The following is a 25,218-nucleotide window of genomic DNA, read 5'->3' as shown; positions in this document are numbered from 1 at the left end:
GACGGGGTGGATCAGTCGGTGCGGTAGTTGGGCGCTTCCTTGGTGATGGTCACGTCGTGGACGTGGGATTCCCGGACGCCGGCATTGGTAATGCGCACGAATTCGGGACGGGTACGCATCTCCTGGATATCGTGGCAGCCCGTGTAGCCCATGCTGGCGCGCAGCCCGCCCAGCAGCTGATGAACAATGGCCACGAGGCTGCCCTTGTAAGGCACACGCCCCTCGATACCCTCGGGCACCAGCTTCTCCACTTCCTCGGACGGGTCCTGGAAGTAACGGTCGCTGGAGCCCTGCGCCATGGCACCCAGGGAACCCATGCCGCGGTAGGACTTGTACGAGCGCCCCTGGAACAGTTCCACCTCGCCCGGGGCCTCCTCGGTACCCGCAAACAGCCCGCCGATCATCACTGCGTGGGCACCGGCCGCGACCGCCTTGGCGAGATCGCCGGAATAACGCACGCCGCCGTCGGCGATCAGCGGCACGCCGGTCCCCTCCAGCGCAGCGGCAACGTTGGACACGGCACTGATCTGCGGCACACCGACCCCGGCCACCACCCGGGTGGTGCAGATGGAGCCCGGTCCGATGCCCACCTTCACGGCGTCCGCCCCGGCCTCAACCAGCGCCCGCGCCGCGTCACCGGTTGCGATGTTGCCGCCAATCACCTGCACATCGGGATAGTGCTGCTTGACCCACCTGACCCGCTCGAGAACGCCACTGGAGTGTCCGTGGGCGGTATCCACCACCAGCACGTCCACCCCGGCGCGGGACAGCGCCTCAATGCGTTCCTCGGTGTCACCCCCAGTCCCCACGGCGGCCCCCACCCGCAACCGGCCGTGCTCGTCCTTGCAGGCATTGGGGTAGTCCTTGGCCTTCTGGATGTCCTTGACGGTAATCAGCCCGCGCAGCCGGAAATCGTCATCCACCACCAGCACCTTTTCAATGCGGTACTGATGCATGAGCTCCAGGATCTCCTCCCGGGGGGCACCTTCGCGTACGGTGACCAGGCGATCCCGACCGGTCATGATCTCACTCACCGCCGCCGTGGTGCGCGTCTCGAAGCGCAGGTCACGGCTGGTCACGATACCGGTGAGCCGGCTGTCCTTGTCCACCACCGGCACGCCCGAGATGGAGTGCTGACGGGTGAGTTCCAGCACCTCGGCGATGGACTTGTCCGGCATCACCGTGATCGGCTCCTTGATCACGCCACTCTCGAACTTCTTCACGCGGCGCACGTGAGCTGCCTGTTGGTCCACCGACATGTTCTTGTGGACGATACCGATGCCACCCTGTTCCGCCAGGGTGATGGCGAACCCGGCCTCGGTGACCGTATCCATGGCGGCTGATACGATCGGAATGTTGACACGGATGTCCCGCGTCAGCGGTGATGACAGGTCCGCCTCACGGGGCAACACGTCGGAATATGCCGGAAGGAGAAGGACATCATCGAAGGTCAGCGCTTCCTGGGCGATTCGCATGGGCGGGCACCTTGGCTCGGAACGGCTTGCGGAGGTTAGCCGCGTATTATAGGAAGCGCTGCGCTGCAGCGTAAAGGAAACACTGAGTAAATGTGCGCCATTCGCCCATCACGGACAACAGTCATTGGCCATGCAAGTGCCCGAATCCCGTAACAACACCGATGAACGGCCGGTCCTGACCGTCTCGCGGCTCAACCGCGAGGTGCGCGAACTCCTGGAGAGCGGACTGCCGGCGGTCTGGGTGGAGGGGGAGCTGTCGAACCTGGCACAACCCGCCTCCGGACACTGGTACTTCAGCCTCAAGGACCAGCGTGCCCAGATCCGCTGCGCCATGTTCCGCCAGCGCAATCGTCTGGTCCGCTTCCCCCCGGAAAACGGCCAGCAGGTGCTGGTGCGCGGACGGATCAGCCTGTATGAACCCCGGGGCGACTACCAGCTGATCGTCGAAAGCATGGAAGAGGCCGGCGACGGCGCCCTGCGGCGCCAGTTCGAGGAATTGCGGCACAAGCTGGAGGCCGAAGGCCTGTTCGCCGAGGAGCGCAAGCGGCCGCTGCCGGCCCTGCCGCGTCGCATTGGAGTCATCACCTCCCCTTCAGGCGCAGCTATCCGGGACGTCCTCCAAGTCCTGGCGCGCCGCTTTCCGGCGCTCCCCGTCATGATCTATCCGGTGCCGGTGCAGGGACGGGATGCCGCCTCGGAAATCAGGCAGATGCTTGAGAAGGCTGCCCGGCGCGGCGATGCCGACGTCTTGCTGGTCACCCGCGGCGGTGGCTCACTGGAGGATCTATGGCCATTCAACGACGAGGCCCTGGCGCGGGCGATTGCGGCCTGCCCCATCCCGGTGGTCAGCGGTGTCGGCCACGAGGTGGATGTCACCATCGCCGACCTGGTTGCCGACCAGCGCGCACCGACCCCGTCCGCCGCCGCCGAGCTGCTCAGTCCCGACGGCGCCGCCTGGCGGCGCCAGTTTCAGGCGCTGTCGGACCGCCTCACCTGGCTCCAGCAGCAGCACCTGGGCAGCGCCAGACAGCGCCTCGACCACCTGCTCACCCGGCTGCGACAGCAGCATCCCGGGCGACGCCTGCGCGATCACGCGCAGCGCCTGGACGAGCTCGACGGACGCCTGCGCCAGGCGTGGCGGACCGGCCAGCACCTTCGCCGCACGCGTCTGGGTCAGGCACGCCAGCGGCTTTACACAGGTTCCCCCCGATGGGCCATCCGCCAGGGCGTGGAACGGACCCGGGAACTGCAACAGCGCCTGGAAGGCGCGCAGCGACGTGAACTCCAGCGCCGTCGGGAGCGCCTGGGGGCCCTGGCCCGCACCCTGGAGACGGTCAGCCCGCTGGCCACCGTCAGCCGCGGTTACGCAATCATCCAGCGACCCGACAACGGCGCCGTGGTCCGCAACGCCGGCGATGTACAACCCGGCGATCCATTGACCGCGCGGCTGGCACAGGGTCGACTGGAATGCCGTGTTGAAGCCATCCACGACGAGGACGCATCGCCATGAGAGCCATGATCCTGGCCCTGGTACTGGGGCTGATCCCGGGACATCTCCTCGCCACCGTGCCCGAGCACCGGCCGGTCCCCGGGGGTGTCGCCGTGGTCGACCTGGGGACGCCATCCGACGAAGCGCGGCCCACCGCCCACCATGACGAGCGTCCGGTCCTGGTGGTGGATCACCAGGGGCACTGGCACGCGGTGGTGGGGATTGGACTGGATGCAGAAACCGGCACCACCGCAGTCCACATCGAAGACGGGGCCGTGGAATTCACCATCGAACACCGCGAGTACGCCGAGCAGCGCATCACCCTGGACGACGACGAACAGGTCAGTCCCGGCGAAGAGACCCTTGAGCGCATCCGCAGGGAACACGCGGAGATCCAGAGAGCCCGGGATACCCGCAGTGACGGCGAGCCGGCGAGCCTGCAGCTGGAGCTCCCGGTGGAGGGGCGGTTTACCAGCCCCTTCGGCCTGCGGCGCTATTTCAACGATCAGCCGCGTAACCCGCACAACGGACTGGACATCGCCAACGATCCGGGGACTCCCATCGGCTCGGCAGCCAGCGGCGAGGTCATCGAGACCGGGGAATATTTCTTCAACGGCAAGACCGTCTTTGTCGACCATGGCGGCGGCTTCGTGACCATGTACTGCCACATGCAGGACATCGACGTGGCCAACGGTGACCGCGTGGAACGGGGCGAGCGCATCGGCACCGTGGGCGCCACGGGCCGGGTCACCGGTCCGCACCTGCACTGGACGGTCTACCTCAATGGCGAGGCGGTGGACCCCCTGCTGTTTGTCGAAGGCGAAGACGCCGACTTCAACGAAGCCGACTGAGTCCCCTTGCCCGCCCGTGGCCGTTACCAGACCGTTGCGCCCCGGAGCCGCCGGGCGGCTCCCGGGGCCTCTGGCTGGTCAGCCAAAGCGTTCCCGACCGTGAGGGGCGTCCAGATCCACCATCGGCGCACGGGCCACGATACCGGTGGGGTTGATGAAGCCGTGGCTGCGGTAATAGTGCTGCCGGATATGATCCATGTTGGTGGTTTCACGGAACGCCGGACGCTGGTAGAGATCCCGGAGGTAGTTCAGCAGGTTCGGGTAATCCATGATCCGGCGCTGGGAGCACTTGAAATGCACCGAGTACACCGGGTCGAACCGGACCAGCGTGGTGAACAGGCAGATGTCCGCCTCGGTGACGCGGTCACCGCAAAGGAATCGCTGCTCGCCCAGCACCGTGTCCCAGTGATCCAGGGCCGCGTAGAGGGCGTCGGCGGCCTCGTCGTAGGCCTCCTGGGACTGGGCGAAGCCGCACTTGTACACGCCATTGTTCACCGGCTCGTAGATGGCATCGATGGTGTGATCCACCGCGTCGATCAGGTTTGCCGGCGCAAAGTCCGTCGCATCGGTGGCCACCGCGTTCCAGTCGTGGTCCAGCATCCGCAATAGCTCACGGGATTCATTGTTGACGATGGTGCCCTCGCGGCGATCCCACAACAGCGGCACGGTCACCCGTCCCGTGAAGGCGGAATCCGCAGCCACATAGACATCCCGCAGATACCGCGCCTGGTGCACGGGATCCCCGGTGCTGCCGGGGTAGTCCCGGAATTCCCAACCGTCATCCAGCATCAGCGGGTGCACCACGGAGACGGAAATAGCCGACTCCAGCCCCTTGAGCCGCCGCATGATCAGAATCCGGTGCGCCCAGGGACAGGCGTAGGAAACATACAAGTGGTACCGCTGCGCCTCCGGGCGGAAGCGTTCGCCGGGGGCGTCCACGGTGCGCTCCCTGAACACGGACTCCTGGCGCACGAATCGCCCCTTGTTGTCCGGCTCGTAACCCTGCGTATACCATTGCCCGTCGATCAGTCGACCACCCATTGCCTGTTGCTCCTGCTCGGTGAATGTTCACCAACAGGATAGTCCGATTTCGGACTTTTTCAACCCCGGGAAGGCTCAGCGACACCGACAGGCAAAAAAAACCCGGGCCGGCAACGCCTGACCCGGGTCTCGAAGAGCACGGTGAGGGTTACTGGGGTGCCATACCGCCGCCGCCCTGGCCGCCTTGGCCACCCATGCCTCCCTGCATTTCTTCCTGAATGCGCTGGAAGTCTTCGATCATTTCATCGGTGTCGGGCTCGATGTCCCGCATGGCATCCATGAGATCGTCCTGGAAGGCCTGCTGTGCCTCCACGACTTCGTCATCCTGCATGGCGACCTGTTGCGCTTCCTGAAGATCCTGCTGCGCCTGCTGGGCTTCCTGCAGCATCTGCTGGCGCTCCTCGTCGGACAGGCTCTCGTCCTGGATCTGGCCCTGGACGTTCTCCAGGGTTTCCATGCTGGAGTCCGGATCATAACCGGCCTCTTCCATCTTGCGGACCACCAGATCCTCCAGCTCATCGCGCTGAGCCTCCAGACCGGGGTTGTCCTCGAGCGCCTGCTGCTGAACTTCCGCCAGCCGCTGCTGGATCTGCTGGAGCTCCATCTGCGGGCCGCCTTCCTGGCCACCTTGACCCCCTTCAAGCTGCGCCACCGCACTGCCGGTAAAGGCAAGTGCAGCAACAGCAACGAGGGCTCGCAGCGCCCCGGTTCCAATCATCTGAGTTCGCATAGTCAGGCTTTCTCCCAATTGCGGCCTAGTGTGGCCAGTCTCGCGTAAAGTTTTAAAGCTTAGCAGCCAGTTATAGAAGCGTGTCAAACTTCGGCACGATCAGCGGCTACTCAGGGGGTGTGACGCCTGAGAATCCTGCAGGTTCCATCAGACCGCATGATTTTTTTGCTCCGGGTCTCTTCCCGGGAGCAGGCGGCCTTGCCGCTGCGCCGTCGGGGCGGCTATCCTACGCGCCTCTCCAGCCAGGTTCCCGCTCCGGAACCGGGGCGTGTCCGCCGCCACCTGGTCCAATCCGCCCCCGGGGCATCAGCGGCAATGCTTCCTGAAAGGTCAGCAACAGCATCATGAGCGCACTTTCCGTGCAGCACCTGGACAAGACCTACAAAGGCGGCGTCACCGCACTGCGAGACGTCAGTCTGGGCGTTGGTGAAGGCGACTTCTTCGGCCTTCTGGGCCCCAACGGGGCCGGCAAGTCCACGCTGATCGGCATCATCAGTACACTGGTGACGGCCACCGGCGGCCGCATCGAGATCTTCGGCCATGATCTGGCGCGCCACCCCTGGGAGGCGAAGACCCGGCTCGGCCTGGTGCCCCAGGAGTTCAACTTCAACGGCTTCGAGACGGTGGAGCAGATCGTGCTCAACCAGGCGGGATACTACGGCATTCCACGCTCTCGTGCCCGCCAGCGCGCCGAGCGCTACTTGCGCAAGCTGGGACTCTGGGACAAGCGCAAGGACGCCGCCAGGACGCTCTCCGGTGGCATGAAACGCCGCCTCATGATTGCCCGCGCTCTGGTTCACGAGCCGCCGCTGCTGATCCTCGACGAGCCCACCGCGGGAGTGGACATCGAACTGCGTCGTTCCATGTGGGAGTTCCTGCGGGACATCAACCAGCGCGGCACCACCATCATCCTGACCACGCACTATCTCGAGGAGGCAGAGACGCTCTGCGAGCGTATCGCCATCATCGACGAGGGGCGGATCATCGAGAACACGGGCACCCAGGCACTGCTCAATCGCCTCAACACCCATGCCTTCATCCTCGATGCCACTGGTCCGCTGCAGCGTGCACACGACATTCCCGGCTACACCATTGAACACCTGGACCGTCAGCGGCTGGAGGTCGAGGTCACCAGCGAGCAGTCGCTCACCGACCTGTTCGCCGCGCTGGGCGAGCGGGGTATCACCGTGGTCAGCATGCGCAACAAGGCCAACCGGCTGGAGGAACTGTTCCTTCGGCTGGTCGAGACTGGCAGCTCCGACGCTGGGCACGAGACCCGGCCGCAACCGGAATCGGAATCGGAAAGCGCCTGAGTCACCACCTCCAGAGGTTCCCTTTTTCATGTACTGGAAGCAGTCCCTGGTTGCCCTGCAGACCATCGCCCACAAGGAAGTGCACCGCTTCCTCCGCATCTGGGCACAGACCCTGCTCCCGCCGGCGATCACCATGTCGCTGTACTTCGTGATCTTCGGCAATCTGATCGGGCCGCGGATCGGTCCCATGGATGGCTACACCTACATGGATTTCATCGTGCCCGGGATCATCATGATCGCGGTGATCACCAATTCCTACGGCAACGTGGTGTCCTCGTTTTTCGGCGCCAAGTTCCAGCGCCACATTGAAGAGTTAATGGTCTCCCCGACGCCGAGCATTATCATTCTTCTGGGATACATCTCCGGGGGTGTGGCTCGCGGCTTGCTCACCGGCTTGATTGTCACCATCGTGGCGAGCTTCTTTACCACACTGCAGATCCATAGTGTGCTGGTGATCATCTCGGTGGTTTTCCTGACGTCGGTTCTATTCTCGCTGGGTGGGTTCCTCAACGCGGTTTTCGCGAAGAAGTTCGATGATATCGCCATCATCCCCACATTTGTCCTCACCCCCTTGACTTATCTCGGCGGGGTTTTCTACTCCATCGGCATGCTGCCAGAGTTCTGGCAGGGAGTGTCCATGGCGAACCCGATTCTCTACATGATCAACGCGTTTCGTTATGGATTTCTCGGCACGTCAGACATTAACATCTGGTTTGCCTATGCGATTATCGGCCTGTTCATCCTCCTTCTCGGCGGGCTGAGCCTGGTCCTGCTGCACCGTGGTGTCGGGCTACGAGGATAAAGCCCGCGCCAATGGCGCGGGCTCCGGGAGGGATTCTTCAAACGTTCCTGAAAACGCTGAACGGCGAACGACTCAGTCGACGCGCAGATCCTCCAGCGAACGACCCTTGGCCTCCCATTCCTTGATCCAGGCCGGCTTGCGCCCACGACCGGACCAGCCCTTGGCGGGATCCTCCGGATGCCGAAAGCGAACCACCCCCGCCTTGGCCCCGGACTTGGTCGCCCCGCCCGGGACGAGTTCGGTAACAGCCAGCCCATACTTCTCAGCCACCTGCTTCAGTTCTTTCTGCGCTTCCTTGACGTCCTGCCGGCGCCGCTTTTTCAGCTCCTTGTCGATATCCTTCTTCAGCTGATTGAGTTCCGGGGTGCTGTGCTTGGTTAAGTCCATCTCGACTCCTGTACCTTAAAGTTGTGCCAGTAACGGCCACCCGTTCGCTGACAACGAAGCAGTGTTCGGGTTCCCGTTTCCATTGTTTCCGCGAAGAAACAGTCCGTCGCGCACGAATCAATCGTGCCTCATTCAGCGTACTTGTGCTGGGCATCCGCGGTTGTATTCCGCGAGAACACGATTGCGCAAAAAGATAGTGCAAAACTGTTTCGTTATCAATCCTTTTGCGAAACTCGCGTTTCCTGCCCGCGTTTCGGAGGCAACCCGCACCAGAAATTGGCTGAGATTGGGTAGCGCACACGCACCCTTCCCGATCAGGTATACTCGCGCCCCCTTACTGCCCTTTTCGCAAGCAGGGAATCGCTGAACAATTCGCGCATGCCCGGAGGTCCCATGCAAAACCAGGTGGCATCTGTGCCGGCGGTACTCACCGTGGAACTCGATCTGGAAGCCGTCTCACAGGGAGCTCGCCCCCCGGGGCCCCTGGCGTGGGAGGAAGCCGACCGGCTGTGCTGGGCGCTGGCAGAAGACCTGCAGCGGATTCTCGGCCCGCTCCAGGAGTACGGCTTCGTCACCCTCGGCGGCCTCTACGATCTCACCGAGGTCCTGCGCCCCGGCCTGCCCATGGTGGATATTCTCTCGGAACTCTACCGCCGGAGCCTGCCGGACACCCGCTTCCAGCCCCAGGTCATGGCCATCGGCACTCAGGGCGCGGAGTTTCCGATTCCCGCCATCGCCCCGGAATGCCGGCCTGGCGCGGGCCCACTACTGGCAATTCCGTTTCTGTTCCTGGGCGAACCCGAGGCCATGGACGAACTTGGTGCCCGTCTGGAAAAAACCCTGCTGGAAAAAGGGCGGGCTTCGCTGAAGACCGGACAGCTGATTCAGGACAGTTTCGGCATCAAGGCGTTGAACCTGTCCTTCGCAACATTCAACGATCTCTGCGCGCTGATGAAGATCCAGCTCGAGAACGCCGAACTGGGCGGTCTGTGGGAGCTCCTGGAGGCGGCGCTGTTCACCAACCGGCCGCCTGCGCGGGTGACCTTGCCGGAAGGCAACCTGTTCCTCGTGGATGGTGGCGAAGCGTTCGCGCGTTTCCTGACCTTCGGCCAGTGGCGCGCGGAACACCCCGAACACGATGACCCGGCCACCGGGTACGCCCGCTTCCAGCAACTTCAGCGCCAGTACACCGCGGGCCTGGCCGCCCATGGGTTGCAGCTTCACATCGTGGAACACACCGCCGAGCTCGACGCCGACGATATCGACCGCGCCCTGTCAGCGGCGCGAATGGCCGCGATGCCAGGCGATACCCAGGAGGTGAACGAGGTGGTGACCGCCGTGGACGACTGGGACAACGTCGCTGGCCTCAGCCTGACGGAACACAGCCGACCCGGCATGGGGCCAGTGGCCTATACGGTACTGGCCCGCTCGGCGGACGGCCAGGTGCTCTATTTCGCCAACCAGTACCCACTGGCACCGGAATCGATTCAACGGATTCGCGAGCACTGGCGGGAACAGGCCACCGCCTGCGGCATCGAACTGGAGCTGATCCAGCCCGGCGACCTCCTGCATTCTCCGGACGGCAGCCAGCTGGTGCCGTGGCCGGAGGCCATGGGCACCGGCCACTGATGGGTACATTGCTGCCGCCCACCGGAGGCCGGACACCATGACCATGACGCCGGGGCTGCGCCAGGCGCTGTTGGCCATCATTGTCGCCGGCGTGTCACTGGATACGCTGGTTTACGGGCTGGTGGTGCCGATGCTGCCGCAGCTCGGCGCGGAGTTCGAATTCGGGCAAACCGCCGCCGGCGTCCTGCTCGGCAGTTACGCCTTCGGCCTTTGTGTTGCGACACCGCTGATCGGCCTGGGCATCCGGCGCTGGGGTTACCGTGTCCCGTTGATCGCCGGCATCGGCGGCCTGGCCCTGGTCCTGGTGCTGTTTCTGCTGGCCGAGAGCTTCACGGCGATGGTGGTTGCACGCACACTTCAGGGTGCCACGTCCGGCGCCACCTGGACCGCAGGGCTGGCCATTATCGCCGACCAGTGGCCGGCACGGGAGCGTGGCCGCACCATGGGGCTGGTCATGACAGGGTTCGCCGTGGGCCTGATGGCGGGCCCACCCCTGGGGGGCTTCGTCAGCGACTGGTTCGGCGTGGCGGCTGCCTTCGTGTTGCCGGCAATGGTGGCTTTCGCCCTGACGGTCGCCGCCGCCCTCGTTCTCGTCCGCCTCCACCCCGGACACTCGGTACCACATGCCCACCCGGGCCGCCTGCTCGCCGATCCCGGCGTTATCGGCCTGGCCATCGTCGTCGCTGCCGTGGCTGCCGTCATGGGGTTGCTGGAGCCTACCTTGCCACTGTTCCTGGAACAGCGCTTCGGCAGCAGCGCCGGCACCATCGGTGTGCTGTTCGGGCTGATCGCCATGGCGTTCGGTCTTGCTTCGCCCCTGGCAGGCCACAGTGCCGACCAGTGGGGTGCTGTGGCGACGATCCGTCGGGGTGCGGCACCGCTGATCCTGATCCTGCCGCTGTTCGCCCTGGCTCCCGGTGCCTGGTGGACGGCTCCCCTGTTCATCGCCACAGGGCTGTTCTGCGCACTGGTACTCGGGCCTGCCCTGCCGGGTCTCGCAGCACGCGTGGACCGCCACGAGGGGCAGTCCTACGCGGTCGCCTACGCGGTATTCAACCTGGCATTCGCAGTGGGGCTTCTGATCGGGCCACTGGCAGGGGCCGCACTGGCGGAACAGTTCGGGCTCATGCCCACCCTGCTCCTGACCGCTGCGCTCATCGCCGCGGGCCTGCCGGGCCTGCGGCGGCTAGGCCAAATCGACGGACTCGCTCAGGGATTCACGAAGTAGTGGTGCCACTGGCCTTCGGCATCCGCCTCGTAGCGCTCGCGGCGATGCAGCCGGCCATCGCCGGCGGACCAGAATTCCATCAGCGTGGGCGCCACCCGGTAGCCTGACCAGTGGGGCGGGCGCGGGATGGTCCGCCCCGCATACTGCTGCTCCAGCTGCTCGACACGGTGGGCCAGGGTCTCCGGCGAATCCAGCGGCTCCGACTGGTACGACGCCCAGGCACCGATCTGACTCAGCCGGGGACGGGAAGCGAAGTAGGCATCCGCTTCGGCGTCACTAACGTCACTCACCACCCCTTCCACCAGCACCTGCAGCCCCAGAGGCGGCCACAAAAAGCACAACCCGGCCCGCGGCGTGGCGCTGAGATGCTGGCCCTTGCGGCTGCGCCGGTTCGTGTAGAAGACGAAACCATCGGCATCGACTGCCTTCAGAAGCACGGTCCGGGCTGCCGGCTGGCCGTCCGGGCTTACGGTGGACAGCGTCATGGCGGTAGCCTCGGCAATACCCTCGTTGGTCCGGGCCTGCTCAAACCAGCCCTGAAAGCGCTCGATGGCATCGTCTTTGAGACTCACTGCTCTATCCTCCCGGATTCAATGGCGGTCACCCGCACTTTCAGGCCCTCGACGGCGACCACCCGCACACGGTCATCCTTGCGCACCTCGCCCCCGCCTTCCAGTTCCGCATTCCAGACCTCACCCAGCAGCCGCACTTTGCCACGGCCATCGCGGAAATCCGTTGCCGCCTCCGCGCGCTCACCGCTCATCTGCTCGACGCCGGATGCCACACGGCGCCGGTGGGCGCGCACGGCCATGGTGGCAATGCCGAAGATCACCACGAAGCTCACGGCAGAGACACCGAGAATGACCTCCAGGGACAGTTCATAGGCCTCCACCCCGGTGTCCACCAGCAGCAGGGAACCGAGGACGAATGCAGCAATGCCGCCGATGCCGAGAACGCCAAAGCTGGGCATGAACGCCTCGCCGACAATGAAAGCCGCCCCCAGCAGCATCAGCCCCAGGCCCGCATAGTTGATGGGCAGGGCCTGGAAGGCGAACAGCGCCAGTAGCAGACTGATGCTGCCGAGCACCCCGGGCACGATGGCACCGGGGTTGGCCAGTTCGAAGATAATCCCGTAAATGCCGATGAGCATCAGGATATAGGCGACGTTGGGATTGGTGATCACGGACAGTAGTTCGTTCCGCCAGTCGGGCTCCAGGTACTCCAGGCTCAGCCCTTCCATCTCCAGGGTCACGGGCCCTGCCTGGGTCTCCACTTCCATGCCGTCGATCTGGCTGAGCAGGTCATCCATATCGCTGGCAAGGACATCGATGACGTTGAGCTCCAGGGCCTCGCTGGAACCGATGCTCGCGGCCTCACGCACCGCCTTCTCGGCCCAGTCGGCATTGCGCCCGCGCATCTCCGCCAGGGAACGGATGTACGACACGGCGTCATTGATCATCTTGCGTTCCATGGCCGAGCCGGGCTGGGGCGCGTCATTGTTGCCGTTGTTCCCGGCCTCGTCGTCGTTGTTGCCATTGTCGTCGTTGTTGCCGTTTCCACCGTTGTCCGCCCCGTCGTCCTCGTCGCGGGCGTCCTCTTCGTCCACCTCCGGCATGCCCCCCATCTGCACCGGTGTCGCCGCACCAATGGTGGTCCCCGGCGCCATGGCGGCCACATGGGAGCCGTACATGATGTAAGTGCCGGCACTGGTCGCCCGGGAGCCGCTGGGAGAAACATAGGTCGCCACCGGCACCGGCGACTCGACGATGGCCTCGATGATGTCGCGCATGGAGTTGTCCAGACCACCCGGGGTGTTCATGCGCAGAATCACGAGCTTCGCCCCGCGCTCGGCGGCACGGTCGATGCCACGGGTGACGTAGTCGACGGTGGCTGGCCCGATGGCGCCGCGGACTTCCAGGACGTAACCGCCGGGCGGCTCTTCGGCGCGCCCTGCCGCCACAGCGAGCAGGGTAACGAGGACAAGTGCGAGGAGACGTTTCATGACACCCGATCAAGGCTTCGCGTGAGTGGGTTGCCGCACGAGTCAGTCCGCGGCATTTACCCAACATACCGCAGCAGCCCTGGCGACGCCACGACGTTTGCGGATTTGCCCGAGGGAGCGGGGAACAACGGCCCGCCCCGGACGGGCGGACCGGTCAGGGATCAGCCCTTGAGGGAGGAGAGAATACGCTCCCGGACGTCCTCAACGTCACCCAGGCCGTTCACGTCCACATAACGGGGGGCCGCCGGCTCACCACTGTCAGCAAGCTTCCGGTAGTAGTCCACCAGCGGGCGGGTCTGCTCGTGATAGACATCCAGACGCTTGCGCACGGTGGCTTCCTGGTCGTCTTCGCGCTGCACGAGCTCCTCCCCGGTTTCGTCGTCCCTGCCTTCAACCTTCGGGGGGTTGTGCTGGACGTGGTAGACACGTCCCGAGCCCGAGTGGACCCGGCGCCCGCTCATGCGCTGGACGATTTCCTCGTCTTCCACCTGGATTTCCACCACGTAGTCGAGCTTGATGCCTTCATCCTTGACCGCTTCGGCCTGGCCAATGGTGCGGGGGAAGCCGTCGAAGAGAAAGCCGTTGGCGCAATCCTGCTTGGCAATGCGCTCCTTGACCACGCCCAGGATGATATCATCCGACACCAAGCCGCCGGAGCTCATGATCTTCTCCGCTTCCTTGCCCAGGGGAGTGCCCTCCTTGACCGCCGCACGCAGCATGTCGCCGGTGGAAATCTGGGGAATCCCGAAATGTTCGCAGATGTAGCCGGCCTGCGTGCCTTTGCCCGCGCCGGGCGGGCCCAATAGAATGATACGCATGACTCTCAAGCCTCCTCACAGAAAAGAATCCTGCCTCCCGCCCCAGCAACCAGGGCGATCGGACCACGGCGCATCCAGCAGCCTGCGGAACAATGTCTGGTGGCAACCTGGCCGACGGCGGGTGTCTGTTGCGCTGCGCCCGGGGCGCGTCCGCCGGTGGCTGACGGGCCTCGGGCTGGTTATTTTTTCGGCACTGAGCGTATCACCCGCCCATGCCGACTGCAACGCGGAGCCCGCGGCAGGCGTTAATTGGTCGGGCTGCGACAAACGCGGGGCCGAACTTGCCGAGACGGACCTCAGCCGGGCACTGATGCGCCGCATCGACCTCAGTGGCGCGCAGCTGCAGAATGCAACGCTGGAGCGGGCAGTGATCACCGACGCGTCCCTGGATGAAGCGGATTTCACCGATGCCAATCTGCGTCGGACGGACTTCGGCGCATCCCGCCTGCCGCGCGCCCGCTTCAACGGTGCCAACCTGCAGGGCGCGCGATTCGTCTCCTCCAGCCTGCCGGAAGTCGACTTCACTGGTGCCAACCTGCGCGAAGGGCGGCTGGATTCCGCCGATTTGACGGCCGCCCGATTCGTCAATGCGGAGGTGGATGACGGCAGCTTCTACAACGCCCGCCTGCGCGGTGCCGACTTCACTGACGCCACCGCCAGCGGTGCCCGCTTTGCCCGGGCCAACATGGAGGGTGCGCGACTGCAGGGCGCCGACCTCTCCGACGCCAACCTGGAACAGGTCAACCTGGAAGACGCCGACCTCCGCGGTGCCAACCTGAAGGGAGCCAATCTCGATGGCGCTGCACTGTCCGGGGCCGACTTCACCGGAGCCAACCTGGAGCGTGCCGATCTGCGCAATGCGTCCATCCGCGGCACGGTCTTCGACGAGGCGCGCCTGGGCAATGCCACCTGGGTGGACCGGAGTCACTGCCGGCCACGCAGCGTCGGCGAGTGCGGGTGAGCGATCACCACTCGAAGAGCTGATCGCCGGTCAGGGTGCCGTCGACGCCAAAGCTCTGCTCACGCACCGAAACGGCACCCGATGCGGCGACCAGGACGGCGGTGGAGGCGCGCGTACCGTATGCCTGGCTGATGATGAAGGGGCTGGAAAGCATGCGCTCCCAGTCCCTCGGGACTCCCGTGTCCGGAAGGCTGGAATCGTCGGCGGGACGCCGATCCATGAACGGCGTCAGCAACGCCTCGGTGGTCACCGCCCCCCCGGAGGCGAGCATCTCACCCACCGCCTGACGCAACCGCAGTAGTTTCGGCCACGGCGTGTCCAGCAGACCGTTGCTGAGACCGTGCAAGCCGGGCGCCAGCTGCCGGACAGGGCCGTCCTGATTGGAAAAATAATAGAACCGCCCCGGCTCGCCCCAGAGCAGGTTGAAACCGTTGTAACGGTGGCCGCCGGTGGCCAGGCCATCGCCGAATGCCTGCATGTCACTGGCCTGCAACGCATCCACGACCAGTTGACCCCGGGACAGGGCGTCATCCTTCGGCGGATCGGGGTCGCGGTAGTTGGTCACGGTGGCAACCCGGCCGGTACGGGTCACCCCCAGCCAGGTGCCGCCGGCCGTCAGGTCGCGGCCGGCAAGGATCGGCGACCGCGACCACCAGTGCATGGCCTCTGTGGGGCGGTGATGGAACTCGTCCCGATTGCCCACCAGGATCAGCGGATAGTCGGGGTGCGCATCCAGGGCAAGGACCACCAGGCACATGAGACGGCGTCCTAGTCGTCGTTGCGATCGCGCAGCCGATAACGCATCAGGTACCCGTCATCGGTGAGCACATGCACGCCATTGCCGTCACTGACCGGCGCCTCGGAAATGGTTGCATCATCACGCACGCGGATGCGCGCCAGCATCCTGCCATCCTGGGCCGAGAGCACGGTCAGGCGCCCCTTGTCATCGCCGAAAACGACGCGATCACCATGCACCGCCGGGGCCGTGGGCTGCAGCCCTTCGGTATCGTTCTGGCGCCAGATGGCTGCGCCGGTACGGCGATCCAGTGCCCAGATGCGGCCACGGTCATCGGTCACGTAAGTACGCTCGTCGTCCACCGCCAGGCCGGCGTGGGAGGACAGTTCACGATCCCAGTACACCTGGCCATTGGCGGGATTGACGGCCATGACGTTACCGCGATAGCCGACCACATACAGTGCGCCGCCGAAGAGTACAGGGTTAGCGTCCACGTCGCGCACGCGGTCAAGATCGGCGCTGCCACGGGGTTCCGACACCGTCACTTCCCAGCGCAGATCACCATCGTCGGCACCCAGGGCCTGAAGCCGCCCGTTCTCGAAGCCAATCATGACCTGACCGTTCGCAAGCAGCGGATCACCATTGCCGCGCAGGGACAGTGACGGAACGCTGACATCATGCACCCAGCGCCGGGAACCGCTGTCACGATCCAGCCCGTAGACGCGTCCGTCGTTGCCGCGCACGATGACGTAGTTCTCACCTACGGCGGGTACCGACAACACCTCACCGCTGGTGCGCGCCTCCCACAGCGTCTCGCCGTCGGGCGCCTCGAACGCCCGGACGCGCCCCTTACGAGAGCCGACGACAACGAAGTCCTCATCCACGCCCGGGCCGCCGGAGATGGCCTCGCCGGTGCCAAACCGCCACACCAGACGCCCGGATTCCGCGTCATAGGCGCTTACGCGGCCCCGACGATCGGCGATGTAGAGCGTGCCGTCCCGCAGCACCGGCGGCAGGGCCTCGCCCTCGGTCTCGCGGCCGGAACTGGCACGGCGCTGCCATTCCCGCTCCGCCACCACCTCGGGTGTCTCGTCCCGGAGCTCGTCCGAGGGCGTCTGCCGCTCCGGAGCGGCACCGCAACCGGCCAGCAGGAACGCCAGAACCGCTATGGACAGCAGCCGCTTCACGCCGACACCTCCCCGCCGAGGTCATTGAGTTTGAGCTCGATCAGGCTGCGGCGCCCCTGCTGCAGCTCCTCCGCTGCCAGCGCAGCCTCGTAGGCGCTGCGGGCGCGGTCGCGCTCGCCCCGGGCGGCATGAATATCGCCGCGCAACTCCTGATACCGCGCCTCGTAGGGCCCGTCCTCGGCACCATCGAGCACCGACAGTGCCTCGTCCAGATCGTCATCGCCGTAGTGGATCTGTGCCAGACGCAGCCTCGCCAGATCGCGGAAGGACTTGTCCTCGCCCTGCTCGATCACCCAGCGCAGGGTCTCGGCAGCGCCCTCACCGTCCGTCGCGTCGGCCTGAAAATCCGCGAGCTGGAGACCGGCCATGGAGGCATAAATGGTACTGCCATGATCATCCAGTACGCGCTGACCACGACGGGCAATGGTATCCGCATCCGCGCCGGTTTCCCGGGCCTCGATGAAGTGCATGTACGCCACGGACGCCGCTTCAGCCTGCCGGTCCTGGTAGGCACCCCACTGCTGCCACCCCACCACGCCGCCGACGGCAATGACCAGGCCGGCGATCACCGCCCGACCGTTCTCCCGCCACCACTCCTTGAGCTTCTCGACGTTTTCCTCGTCACTCATGCCCTTCTGACTCCTTCGGTAACCGCTCCCGCAGGGCTGCCACCAGCTCGGCGCGCGGCAGGGTTTCCTGCTCGCCCGCGGATTGAAGTTCCTTCAGAGAAACCTGGCCCGCGGCCAGCTCCTCCTCGCCCAGCACCAGTGCAAAGCGGGCGCCGAGCCGGTCGGCCCGCTTGAACTGGCTCTTGAATCCGCCGCTGCCACAGTGCGTTACCAGACGCAGACCCGGCAACGCATCCCGAAGTTCCTCGGCGATGACCAGGCCCTGACGACGCGCGGCATCACCCGCGGCAACAAGGTAGACGTCCGGTCCACGAGGGGACGGGGCCAGCCCCCCGTCCTCGATCAGCGCCACCAGCCGTTCAATGCCCAGAGCGAAGCCGATCGCCGGCGTCGAACGCCCGCCGATCTGCTCCACCAGGCCATCGTAACGGCCGCCGGCACAGACAGTGCCCTGGGCACCGAGACGGTCCGTCACCCACTCGAACACCGTACGCCCATAGTAGTCGAGCCCACGCACCAGCTGCGGGTTGACCGTATAGGCAATCCCGGCCGTATCCAGCATGGCGCACAGGGCATGGAAATGCTCCCGGCTGTCGGCGTCGATCCAGTCGGAGAGGGCCGGCGCATTCTCCAGCACGGCACGGGTACCGGCATCCTTGGTATCGAGGATCCGCAGCGGATTCGTCTCCAGCCGCCGGCGGCTGTCATCGTCCAGGCGGTCCTCATGACCGCGCAGGTACGCCACCAGCGCATCCTTGTACGCCGCCCGCGCGGCTGCGGTGCCCAGGGTATTGAGTTCCAGGCGGATATCGGTGAGCCCCACGCTGCGCAGCATCCGCGCGGCCAGCAGGATCACCTCGGCATCAATATCCGGACCCGGCAGACCGAACACCTCGACGCCGATCTGGTTGAACTGCCGGTAGCGCCCTTTCTGTGGGCGCTCATGGCGGAACATGCTGCCGGCATACCATAGCCGCGGCTGCCGATTATGGAGCAACCCGTGCTGAATACCGGCGCGCACACAGCCGGCGGTCCCCTCGGGCCGCAGGGTCAGGCTGTCGCCATTGCGGTCCTCGAAGGTGTACATCTCCTTCTCGACGATATCGGTGACTTCGCCGATGGAGCGGGAGAACAGCTCCGTCTTCTCCAGCAGGGGCAGCCGGATCTCCTCGTAGCCGTAACCGTCCAGGGTTGCGCGCAAGCGCGCCTCCACGAACTGCCAGACAGGGGTCTGCTCGGGCAGGATGTCACCGAACCCACGCACCGACTGTATGGATTTTGCCAAACCTCCTCCCTTGCCCGGAGAACCGCCCCGGGCGCTGACCATCTGGGCACGTGCAGTCACGGCAGGCCGCCCCCGGCGTCCGGCCAAACCACGGACTCAGGGAACCTGGATGCGCACCACGCGGCCGGCGTCTTCCGGCCCGAGATCCACGGCGCTGTCCTCGTAGTAAACGTTGACCTGCGTGACGTCACCGATGACCACGGAGAACGGGGCTTCGCCCTGCAGCGTCTGCTCGCCCTCCTCCTGCACCAGGCCGTACAGCAGCTGCTCGCCCCGGGCGTCGGTGATCTCCATCCACGACGGACCGGAGAAATCCAGCACCAATTCGTCCGGGTCGTCCAGCGGCGCGCCTGCGTCGGTCTCGGCATCGGACGCGTCCGCTGTGTCCGGCGCGGGAGCCTCCTCTCCAGCGAGATCCGAGGGCTGCGGCTCGTCGTCCGCCGGCTGTGCTTCCGTCTCTGCGGCATCGCCCGGCGCATCCGGGGCGATGGACTCCGGGGTTACCACGTCGCCGCCGGCAAGTTCCTCCGACAATGGATCGCTCTCCGGCTCCTCGGCGGGGAACAGGGGATCGTCATCGAGCTCCGCTACCGTCCCGGTCTCGTCTTCCAGCCCCGTCTCCGGCTCGGGGTCACCCAGCGCCTCCCCCGGCGCCAGATCCGGATCACCAACTCCCGGGGATGCCTCTCCGGACAGTTCAATGTCCGCGTCGTCATCCAGTGCGGCCGGGTCCTCACCCACGGGTGGCTCTTCCGCATCAGCGCTATCATCGCCGGGAGGCAGCTCGGCATCGGGCACATCCTCCACCGGCGGTACGCCGGACTCCGGATCGGCGATCTCCGACGGCGGCTCGCTGGAGAGAAATGGTGCCGTGCGATCCAGGAACCACCAGCCGGCGGCACCGAACACCCCGACAACAATCACCGCGACACCGGCCCGGGCAAGCAGGCGCGGCATCTGCGGAGCGGTCTCCACCGGCGCCGTCACCCGCAGGGGTGCGCTCTCCTCGCGGACGAGGCGACCGACATGCTGCTCAACGACCTCGTCAATCTCCAGGAGCTTGGCATAGGCGCGGAGATATCCCCGGGTAAACGGCCCGGGCGGCAGGGCATCCCAGTCCTCGCTCTCCATGGCCTCGACGGTGGCCACGTTGAGATGCAGTGCGTCGGCGGCATCCTGCACCCCCATGCCACGATCAACACGCGCGGCCTTCAGGGATGCGCCAAGGCCGGGGCCGTGATCATCCCGGCGTTCCTGCCCGACCTCCTCCTGTGTCATTCGATATCCATCCGGCGCACGCTCTGCGCCTCTTCCGAATCAGGGAACTGCGAGCGCAACCGCAGCGAGTAGCTGGCGGCCTCATCCAGGTTGTCCAGCGCCTCCTCGATGCGTATCCCGAGCAGGAGCGTTCCCGCCGTCTGCTCCCCGCGCTCGACGAACCGCTGGTAGTAGCCCCGTGCCGAGAGATAGTCACCACTTTCGAAGCGCAGCTCGGCGAGGCGACGCAATGCCGGCGCGAAATCCGGCTGACGTTCCAGGGCACGGCGCAGGTACTCCTCCGCCTCATCCTTGTGCCCGGTCCGCAACGCACACAGTCCGGCGTTGGACAGGGCCACGTGACGGCGCTGATAAAGGGGATCGTCGATGGCGTGCTGGAACTGCTCCTGCGCTTCCTCGTAACGCTCCTGATTGCACAGGAATCGCCCGTAGTTGTTGCGCACCGATGGCTGCTCGTCGTCCAGGCGCAGGGCGCGCCGGAAATGGCGATCGGCATCGTCATACTTCTCCAGCCGCTCCGACAGCACGGCCATGGCGGCGTGAGCCTCGGGGTTGCGGCGATCCTGCTCCAGGGCCTTCTCCAGGGAATCGCTGGCCTGGTTGAGATTGTCCTGCTGCATGTAATTGATACCCAGCTGGGTGTTGATGCGGGACGCTTCCCGTTCGTTGCCGCCGGCTGCGCAGCCGGCAACCACCGCTGCCGCGAATGCCAGAACGAACCACAACACCGCCGCTTTGCGAGTCATTATGCTGTCCCTGCCTGCGCCCTCTGGGCGCGCTTCTGCTGCCGACGGGTCCGATCGGCCACCTTGCCCACAAGCTGACCGCAGGCACCGTCGATATCGTCGCCGCGGGTCTTGCGGGTGGTGGAAACCAGGCCGGCGTTGCTAAGAATGTTGCTGAAAGCGCGAATGCGCTCGTCGCTGGAGCGCTCGTAGGGCGCCTCCGGGAACGGGTTGAAGGGAATCAGGTTGACCTTCGACGGAATGCCCTTCAGCAGCCGCGCCAGTTGCCGGGCATGCTCGTCGGTGTCATTTACGCCATCGAGCATCACGTACTCCCAGGTGATGCTGCGATGCGGCTTGTCGGCGATGTAGCGCTGACAGGCCGCCAGCAGTTCGGCGATGGGATACTTCTTGTTGATGGGCACCAGCTCGTCGCGCAGGGCGTCGTTGGGCGCGTGCAGTGAGACCGCCAGGCTGATGTCGCTGACCTCGGTGAGCCGATCCAGGTACGGGATCACCCCGGAAGTACTCAGCGTCACCCGGCGCTTGGACAGACCGTAGGCGTGGTCGTCCTTCATGAGCTCCGAGGCGGGCACCACGTTCTTGAAGTTGAGCAGGGGCTCGCCCATGCCCATGAACACGACGTTGGTCACCTGGCGCCCGGTGCCCTCCTGCTCCAGCATGCGCGTGACGTACCACAGCTGACCAATGATCTCGGCAGTGGAGAGATTGCGGTTGAAGCCCTGGTATCCGGTGGAGCAGAAACTGCACTCCAGCGCGCAGCCCACCTGGGAGGAGATGCACAGGGTCTCGCGGCTCTTCTCCGGGATCAGCACGGCCTCGATGGCGTTGGAGCCGTCCAGCTGCAGTAGCCACTTCCGGGTGCCATCACTGGAGGTCTGATCCAGAACAGGCTCGGGGACGCGGACCTCCGCCATGTCCTTGAGTTTCGTGCGCAGCGCCTTGCTGAGGTCGGTCATGGCATCGAAATCGGTCACACCCCGGTGGTGAACCCATTTCAGGATCTGGGACGCACGGAAGGGCTTCTCGCCGAGTTCGGCGAAAAACCCTTCCAGGCCGGCGCGGTCCAGCCCCAGCAGATTCAGCTTCTGCGGGGCCGCCCCGGCGCCAGGTGCGTTCTCGGCAACAACTTTAACGGGGACAGATTTCATCGGACTTGAAGAAGAACTCGATTTCCTGCTTGGCGGTCTCCGGCGAATCGGAGCCGTGGGCAGCGTTGGCGTCAATGCTCTCGGCATAGTCGTGGCGAATGGTGCCGGCCAACGCTTCTTTGGGGTTGGTGGCACCCATGATCTCGCGGTTCTTGCGAATGGCATCCTCGCCTTCCAGCACCTGGACCATCACCGGTCCGGAAATCATGAAGCCCACCAGATCATTGAAGAACGGGCGCTCCTTGTGCACGGCATAGAAGCCTTCGGCCTGCTCGCGGCTCATGTGGAACATGCGTGCAGCCACGATCTTCAGGCCCGCCTTCTCGAAGCGGCTGTAAAGCTCGCCGATCACGTTCTTGGCAACGGCGTCGGGCTTGACGATGGAGAGGGTGCGTTCAGCGGCCATCCGGAAACTCCGTGTTGATAAGTGCGTAAGTAAGAAAACTGTAGCGGGAACGGGCACATCCGGCATGCGCCCAAGACGATGCCAACCCCGGCCCCAAAGCGGCGCTTAGTGTAACGTCTGCCGGGTAAGCCGGCAATTTACCCGGGCGCCCGCCTTCAGACCGTAAAGCTCTCGCCGCAGCCGCACATGTCCTTGACGTTCGGGTTCCTGAAATCGAACCGCTGGTTCAGCCCCTCCTGGATGTAATCCACTTCCATACCGTCGATGAACGGCAGACTCTTGCGGCTGACCACCAGCTGCACACCGTGCTGCTCGTAGACCAGATCGCTGTCGCCCACGTCCTCGGCGAAATCGACGGTGTACATGAACCCGGAGCAGCCGCTGGTACGCACGCCCAGACGCAGGCTCTGTCCCCGTCCTTCCTTTTCGGCGCGGGTCTTCACATGTCGCGCGGCCGCTTCCGTCAACTGGATTGCCATGGGTTACCACCTCACGATGTTCATTCGACGTCCAACGCATCCAGCGCTGCCTTCAGGGCGTCCTCCACGGGCAGCAGTGCTGACAGCGCTTCCGGTTCCAGACTCAACGCGTCACCCACGCTCAGTGCCGTCCACTCCCGCGCCCGCTTCGGGCTGCAGCCTTCCAGCTGCTCGGACAGCCAACTCGCCGCCGCAATGGCCGCGGGCGCGCCCATGCACTCCCAGCGCGCGGCATCGATACGGCCCTCGGCGGCGACGCGGATCTGGAACACCACATAGGTGCCGGATTGTACCTTACCGCCCACGCCGGTGCCGACCGTCGGCGCCGGCTCGAAAAGCCCGGCGGCGTTGCGCGGATGCTCGAAATGGTCCCGTGCCAGTGCATCCAGTTTCACCGCGTTACTCCTTGGACGCGTGACCGCGCCCCGGGTTCACTCCGTAGAGCTCCACCAGGTTGGCGCCCTGGACGAACTCCCGCCAGGCCGGCGAGAACGCCCGCAGCCGCTCCACTGCCATGGCAACGAGAGAGGCAGCCCGATCCACGTCGGCCTCGGTGGTCCAGCGTCCGGGGCTGAAACGGAGGCTGCTGTGGGCCAGGGCGTCGGGGACACCCAGCGCCCGCAGCACGTGGGACGGGCCCTGCTCCGAGGAACTGCACGCCGAGCCCGCGGAAACCCCCAACCCTTCCAGCTCCGCCTGCAGGGCATCGCCGTTGACACAGCCAAAGCTCAGGTTGAGTACATGCGGGCAGCCGTCGCGCTGACCGTTGAGCACCACGGCGTCCAGCGCCAGCAGACGATCCAGCAACCGCTGGCGCAGCGCAGCGAGCCGGGGGCCTTCAGCGGGGAGTTGTTCGGCGGCAATGGCACAGGCCTCACCCATTCCGGCAATCAGGTGCGGCGCCAGGGTGCCCGGCCGCACCCCGCCCTGCTGGCCACCGCCGAACAGCAGCGGCTCCAGGCGCACCCGGGGGCGCCGACGCACCCACAGGGCGCCGACACCTTTGGGGCCATAGACCTTGTGGGCTGACAGGGACAACAGATCCACACCCCACCCCTCGGCATCGATGAGGAGCCTGCCGGCACTCTGGGCCGCATCCACATGAAAGCGCGCCGGGTGGTCCCGCAGGACCTCCCCGATACCCGCAATGTCATGGACGGTGCCGGTTTCGTTGTTCACGTGCATCAGCGAAACCAGCACGGTGTCATCCCGCAGGGCAGCGGCAACGGCGTCCGCAGTGACGCTGCCGTCGGTCTCCGGGGGCAGGAGGGTCACCTCCATGCCCTCACGTTCCAGCTGCTGCAGGGGCTCCAGCACTGCGGCGTGTTCGGTGCGCGCGGAGATCACATGCCGCCCGCGCTGCCGGTTGGCGGCGAACCGAGCGGCGCCGAGGATGGCGAGGTTGTCCGCCTCGGTGGCCCCGGAAGTCCAGACCATACCGGCAGAGTCGGCGTTGACCAGGCCAGCGACCTGCCCGGCTGCCTCATCCACCAGCGCGGCAGCGGCACGCCCCCAGGAATGCGTCGACGACGGGTTACCGAAAGTCCCTTCCCGCTCCATGCAAAGCGCCATTCGCCGGTGGACTCGAGGGTCCACCGGTGTCGTCGCGGCATGATCCAGGTACGGCACGTCAGCGGGACTGTTCACCCGCCGCCTCGTCATCTGCTGTGGCGGTGGTCGCACCCTGGTCCCGGCTCTCGCTACCACCATTCTCGAACTTGCTGCAGTCCAGATCCGGAATCCGCGCATCCGGCAGCGAGCCGCCCAGTTCGTGGATGGACCGGCACATTTCCACGAGGCGCTCGTCGGTCACGTAAATATGGTCAAGAATGGAATTGATGGCCTGACTCACCGGATCGGGCATGTCGGTGGTGCCGTAGGCGTCGAAGCCGATCTTCCGCGCCGTGGCCTGGCGCTGCGGGGTCTTCTCCTCCGGCCTCTGGCCGGCCATGCGGGCCGGAATCCCGATCATGGTGGCACCCTCCGGCACGTCCTTGACCACCACCGCATTGGAGCCGACCCGAGCCCCGCTGGCCACGGTAACCGGCCCCAGCACCTTGGCGCCGGCGCCGATGACCACGTCGTCCTCCAGGCTCGGATGGCGCTTGCCCTGCTCCAGGCTGGTGCCTCCCAGGGTGACGCCGTGATAGATCGTGCAATCATCACCGATCTCGGCGGTCTCGCCGATGACCACTCCCATGCCGTGGTCAATGAAGAACCGCCGCCCGATCCGCGCACCGGGGTGAATCTCGATGCCAGTGGTCCAGCGGGCGAACACCGAGATGAACCGCGCTAGCCATCGCAGCCGCCAGTGCCACAGCCGGTGGCACAGCCGGTGCCACAGCAGGGCATGCAGACCCGGGTAGCAGGTCAGAACCTCGAAGGCATTACGCGCGGCCGGATCGCGTTCGGTGACGCACCGGATGTCCTCTCGAATACGTTTGAACATGGGGGTGTCCTTGTCCGGAATGATGCAACTTGCTGGCTCGGGCGACGAATTGGCAGCACTAACCGCAGACGCGACAGCGTCGACAACAGGCGGGGCGGCAACAGAGCCAGTCGAGTGTTCCGGTCATGGTGATCTTATATTAGCCA

Annotated in this window: 26 protein-coding genes and 1 pseudogene; 8 read left to right on the top strand and 19 right to left on the bottom strand. The window is 65.5% G+C overall.

The features are described 5' to 3' along the window. Window positions 1–11: 11 nt before the first annotated feature. Window positions 12–1,475, bottom strand: coding sequence for an IMP dehydrogenase (guaB, locus tag KU884_RS07885; protein ID WP_167782140.1), 1,464 nt, complete (start codon window positions 1,473–1,475; stop codon window positions 12–14). Window positions 1,476–1,605: 130 nt separating this feature from the next. Here guaB and xseA point away from each other — a divergent pair, with 130 nt between their 5' ends. After that, window positions 1,606–2,985 (top strand): exodeoxyribonuclease VII large subunit, encoded by a 1,380-nt coding sequence (xseA, locus tag KU884_RS07880; protein ID WP_167782139.1) that lies wholly within the window; start codon window positions 1,606–1,608, stop codon window positions 2,983–2,985. Then, entirely contained in the window at window positions 2,982–3,815 is an 834-nt protein-coding gene (locus KU884_RS07875) for a peptidoglycan DD-metalloendopeptidase family protein (RefSeq protein ID WP_167782138.1), read from the top strand. Before xseA ends, KU884_RS07875 begins: the two co-directional genes overlap by 4 nt. 78 nt (window positions 3,816–3,893) lie before the next feature. Here KU884_RS07875 and KU884_RS07870 read toward each other — a convergent pair whose 3' ends face one another. Both KU884_RS07870 and KU884_RS07865 read right to left on the bottom strand, forming a co-directional pair. Beyond that, window positions 3,894–4,856, bottom strand: coding sequence for a glutathione S-transferase family protein (locus tag KU884_RS07870; protein WP_167782137.1), 963 nt, complete (start codon window positions 4,854–4,856; stop codon window positions 3,894–3,896). A gap of 148 nt (window positions 4,857–5,004) precedes the next feature. Then, window positions 5,005–5,586, bottom strand: a complete 582-nt coding sequence (locus tag KU884_RS07865) for a hypothetical protein (RefSeq protein WP_254432209.1) — start codon at window positions 5,584–5,586, stop codon at window positions 5,005–5,007. A 344-nt stretch (window positions 5,587–5,930) separates the two neighbouring features. Here KU884_RS07865 and KU884_RS07860 point away from each other — a divergent pair, with 344 nt between their 5' ends. Then, window positions 5,931–6,899, top strand: coding sequence for an ABC transporter ATP-binding protein (locus KU884_RS07860; RefSeq protein ID WP_167782136.1), 969 nt, complete (start codon window positions 5,931–5,933; stop codon window positions 6,897–6,899). Between the two features lie 28 nt (window positions 6,900–6,927). Continuing rightward, window positions 6,928–7,701, top strand: coding sequence for an ABC transporter permease (locus KU884_RS07855; protein WP_167782135.1), 774 nt, complete (start codon window positions 6,928–6,930; stop codon window positions 7,699–7,701). A 72-nt stretch (window positions 7,702–7,773) separates the two neighbouring features. Here the strand turns inward: KU884_RS07855 and KU884_RS07850 are convergent, their stop codons facing one another. Next, a complete protein-coding gene (locus tag KU884_RS07850) occupies window positions 7,774–8,088 on the bottom strand; it encodes an H-NS family nucleoid-associated regulatory protein (RefSeq protein WP_167782134.1) in 315 nt (104 codons plus the stop codon). 393 nt (window positions 8,089–8,481) lie between these two features. Here KU884_RS07850 and KU884_RS07845 point away from each other — a divergent pair, with 393 nt between their 5' ends. Together KU884_RS07845 and KU884_RS07840 are read left to right on the top strand one after the other, a co-directional pair. After that, a complete protein-coding gene (locus KU884_RS07845) occupies window positions 8,482–9,717 on the top strand; it encodes a hypothetical protein (protein WP_167782133.1) in 1,236 nt (411 codons plus the stop codon). Window positions 9,718–9,754: 37 nt separating this feature from the next. Next, the gene (locus KU884_RS07840; RefSeq protein ID WP_167782132.1) at window positions 9,755–10,945 is read left to right on the top strand and encodes an MFS transporter; all 1,191 of its coding nucleotides are present in this window, start codon (window positions 9,755–9,757) and stop codon (window positions 10,943–10,945) included. Here the strand turns inward: KU884_RS07840 and pdxH are convergent. The 3 genes from pdxH to adk form a co-directional block, all read right to left on the bottom strand. Continuing rightward, window positions 10,927–11,517, bottom strand: coding sequence for a pyridoxamine 5'-phosphate oxidase (gene pdxH / locus KU884_RS07835; RefSeq protein ID WP_167782131.1), 591 nt, complete (start codon window positions 11,515–11,517; stop codon window positions 10,927–10,929). The genes KU884_RS07840 and pdxH overlap by 19 nt on opposite strands. Beyond that, a complete protein-coding gene (locus tag KU884_RS07830) occupies window positions 11,514–12,947 on the bottom strand; it encodes a nodulation protein NfeD (RefSeq protein WP_167782130.1) in 1,434 nt (477 codons plus the stop codon). The genes pdxH and KU884_RS07830 overlap by 4 nt, the downstream gene beginning before the upstream one ends. Before the next feature lie 161 nt (window positions 12,948–13,108). Next, a complete protein-coding gene (adk, locus tag KU884_RS07825) occupies window positions 13,109–13,765 on the bottom strand; it encodes an adenylate kinase (RefSeq protein ID WP_167782129.1) in 657 nt (218 codons plus the stop codon). Here adk and KU884_RS19280 point away from each other — a divergent pair. Both KU884_RS19280 and KU884_RS07820 read left to right on the top strand, forming a co-directional pair. Beyond that, window positions 13,755–14,057 (top strand): annotated as a pseudogene (locus tag KU884_RS19280) (hypothetical protein); the annotation flags it as partial. The gene adk and the pseudogene KU884_RS19280 overlap by 11 nt on opposite strands. An 18-nt stretch (window positions 14,058–14,075) precedes the next feature. Then, window positions 14,076–14,726 carry a pentapeptide repeat-containing protein gene (locus tag KU884_RS07820; protein WP_167782128.1) on the top strand — a complete coding sequence of 217 codons (651 nt, stop codon included), beginning with the start codon at window positions 14,076–14,078 and terminating at the stop codon, window positions 14,724–14,726. A gap of 4 nt (window positions 14,727–14,730) precedes the next feature. Here KU884_RS07820 and KU884_RS07815 read toward each other — a convergent pair whose 3' ends face one another. The 12 genes from KU884_RS07815 to cysE form a co-directional block, all read right to left on the bottom strand. Next, window positions 14,731–15,483, bottom strand: coding sequence for an NRDE family protein (locus KU884_RS07815; RefSeq protein WP_167782127.1), 753 nt, complete (start codon window positions 15,481–15,483; stop codon window positions 14,731–14,733). An 11-nt stretch (window positions 15,484–15,494) separates the two neighbouring features. Next, window positions 15,495–16,649 (bottom strand): outer membrane protein assembly factor BamB, encoded by a 1,155-nt coding sequence (gene bamB / locus KU884_RS07810; protein ID WP_167782126.1) that lies wholly within the window; start codon window positions 16,647–16,649, stop codon window positions 15,495–15,497. Then, a complete protein-coding gene (locus KU884_RS07805) occupies window positions 16,646–17,278 on the bottom strand; it encodes a tetratricopeptide repeat protein (RefSeq protein WP_167782125.1) in 633 nt (210 codons plus the stop codon). Before KU884_RS07805 ends, bamB begins: the two co-directional genes overlap by 4 nt. Continuing rightward, entirely contained in the window at window positions 17,271–18,563 is a 1,293-nt protein-coding gene (gene hisS, locus KU884_RS07800; protein ID WP_174813719.1) for a histidine--tRNA ligase, read from the bottom strand. The genes KU884_RS07805 and hisS overlap by 8 nt, the downstream gene beginning before the upstream one ends. A gap of 96 nt (window positions 18,564–18,659) precedes the next feature. Continuing rightward, window positions 18,660–19,841, bottom strand: coding sequence for a RodZ domain-containing protein (locus KU884_RS07795; RefSeq protein WP_167782124.1), 1,182 nt, complete (start codon window positions 19,839–19,841; stop codon window positions 18,660–18,662). Continuing rightward, on the bottom strand, window positions 19,838–20,587 hold the full coding sequence (gene pilW / locus KU884_RS07790; RefSeq protein WP_167782123.1) for a type IV pilus biogenesis/stability protein PilW: 750 nt from the start codon (window positions 20,585–20,587) through the stop codon (window positions 19,838–19,840). The genes KU884_RS07795 and pilW overlap by 4 nt, the downstream gene beginning before the upstream one ends. Then, window positions 20,587–21,738 carry a 23S rRNA (adenine(2503)-C(2))-methyltransferase RlmN gene (gene rlmN / locus KU884_RS07785; RefSeq protein ID WP_167782122.1) on the bottom strand — a complete coding sequence of 384 codons (1,152 nt, stop codon included), beginning with the start codon at window positions 21,736–21,738 and terminating at the stop codon, window positions 20,587–20,589. The genes pilW and rlmN overlap by 1 nt, the downstream gene beginning before the upstream one ends. Next, window positions 21,719–22,144, bottom strand: a complete 426-nt coding sequence (ndk, locus tag KU884_RS07780) for a nucleoside-diphosphate kinase (RefSeq protein ID WP_167782121.1) — start codon at window positions 22,142–22,144, stop codon at window positions 21,719–21,721. The genes rlmN and ndk overlap by 20 nt, the downstream gene beginning before the upstream one ends. A 155-nt stretch (window positions 22,145–22,299) precedes the next feature. Continuing rightward, the gene (locus tag KU884_RS07775) at window positions 22,300–22,623 is read right to left on the bottom strand and encodes an iron-sulfur cluster assembly accessory protein (protein WP_167782120.1); all 324 of its coding nucleotides are present in this window, start codon (window positions 22,621–22,623) and stop codon (window positions 22,300–22,302) included. 20 nt (window positions 22,624–22,643) lie between these two features. Further along, the gene (locus tag KU884_RS07770) at window positions 22,644–23,018 is read right to left on the bottom strand and encodes an iron-sulfur cluster assembly scaffold protein (protein ID WP_167782119.1); all 375 of its coding nucleotides are present in this window, start codon (window positions 23,016–23,018) and stop codon (window positions 22,644–22,646) included. 4 nt (window positions 23,019–23,022) lie between these two features. After that, on the bottom strand, window positions 23,023–24,252 hold the full coding sequence (locus KU884_RS07765) for an aminotransferase class V-fold PLP-dependent enzyme (protein WP_305793271.1): 1,230 nt from the start codon (window positions 24,250–24,252) through the stop codon (window positions 23,023–23,025). Between the two features lies 1 nt (window position 24,253). After that, the gene (gene cysE, locus KU884_RS07760; RefSeq protein WP_167782117.1) at window positions 24,254–25,072 is read right to left on the bottom strand and encodes a serine O-acetyltransferase; all 819 of its coding nucleotides are present in this window, start codon (window positions 25,070–25,072) and stop codon (window positions 24,254–24,256) included. Window positions 25,073–25,218 lie beyond the last annotated feature (146 nt).

Source organism: Aquisalimonas sp. 2447, assembly GCF_012044895.1.
Lineage (GTDB): Bacteria > Pseudomonadota > Gammaproteobacteria > Nitrococcales > Aquisalimonadaceae > Aquisalimonas.
This window is presented reverse-complemented; position numbering and strand designations above follow the sequence as displayed.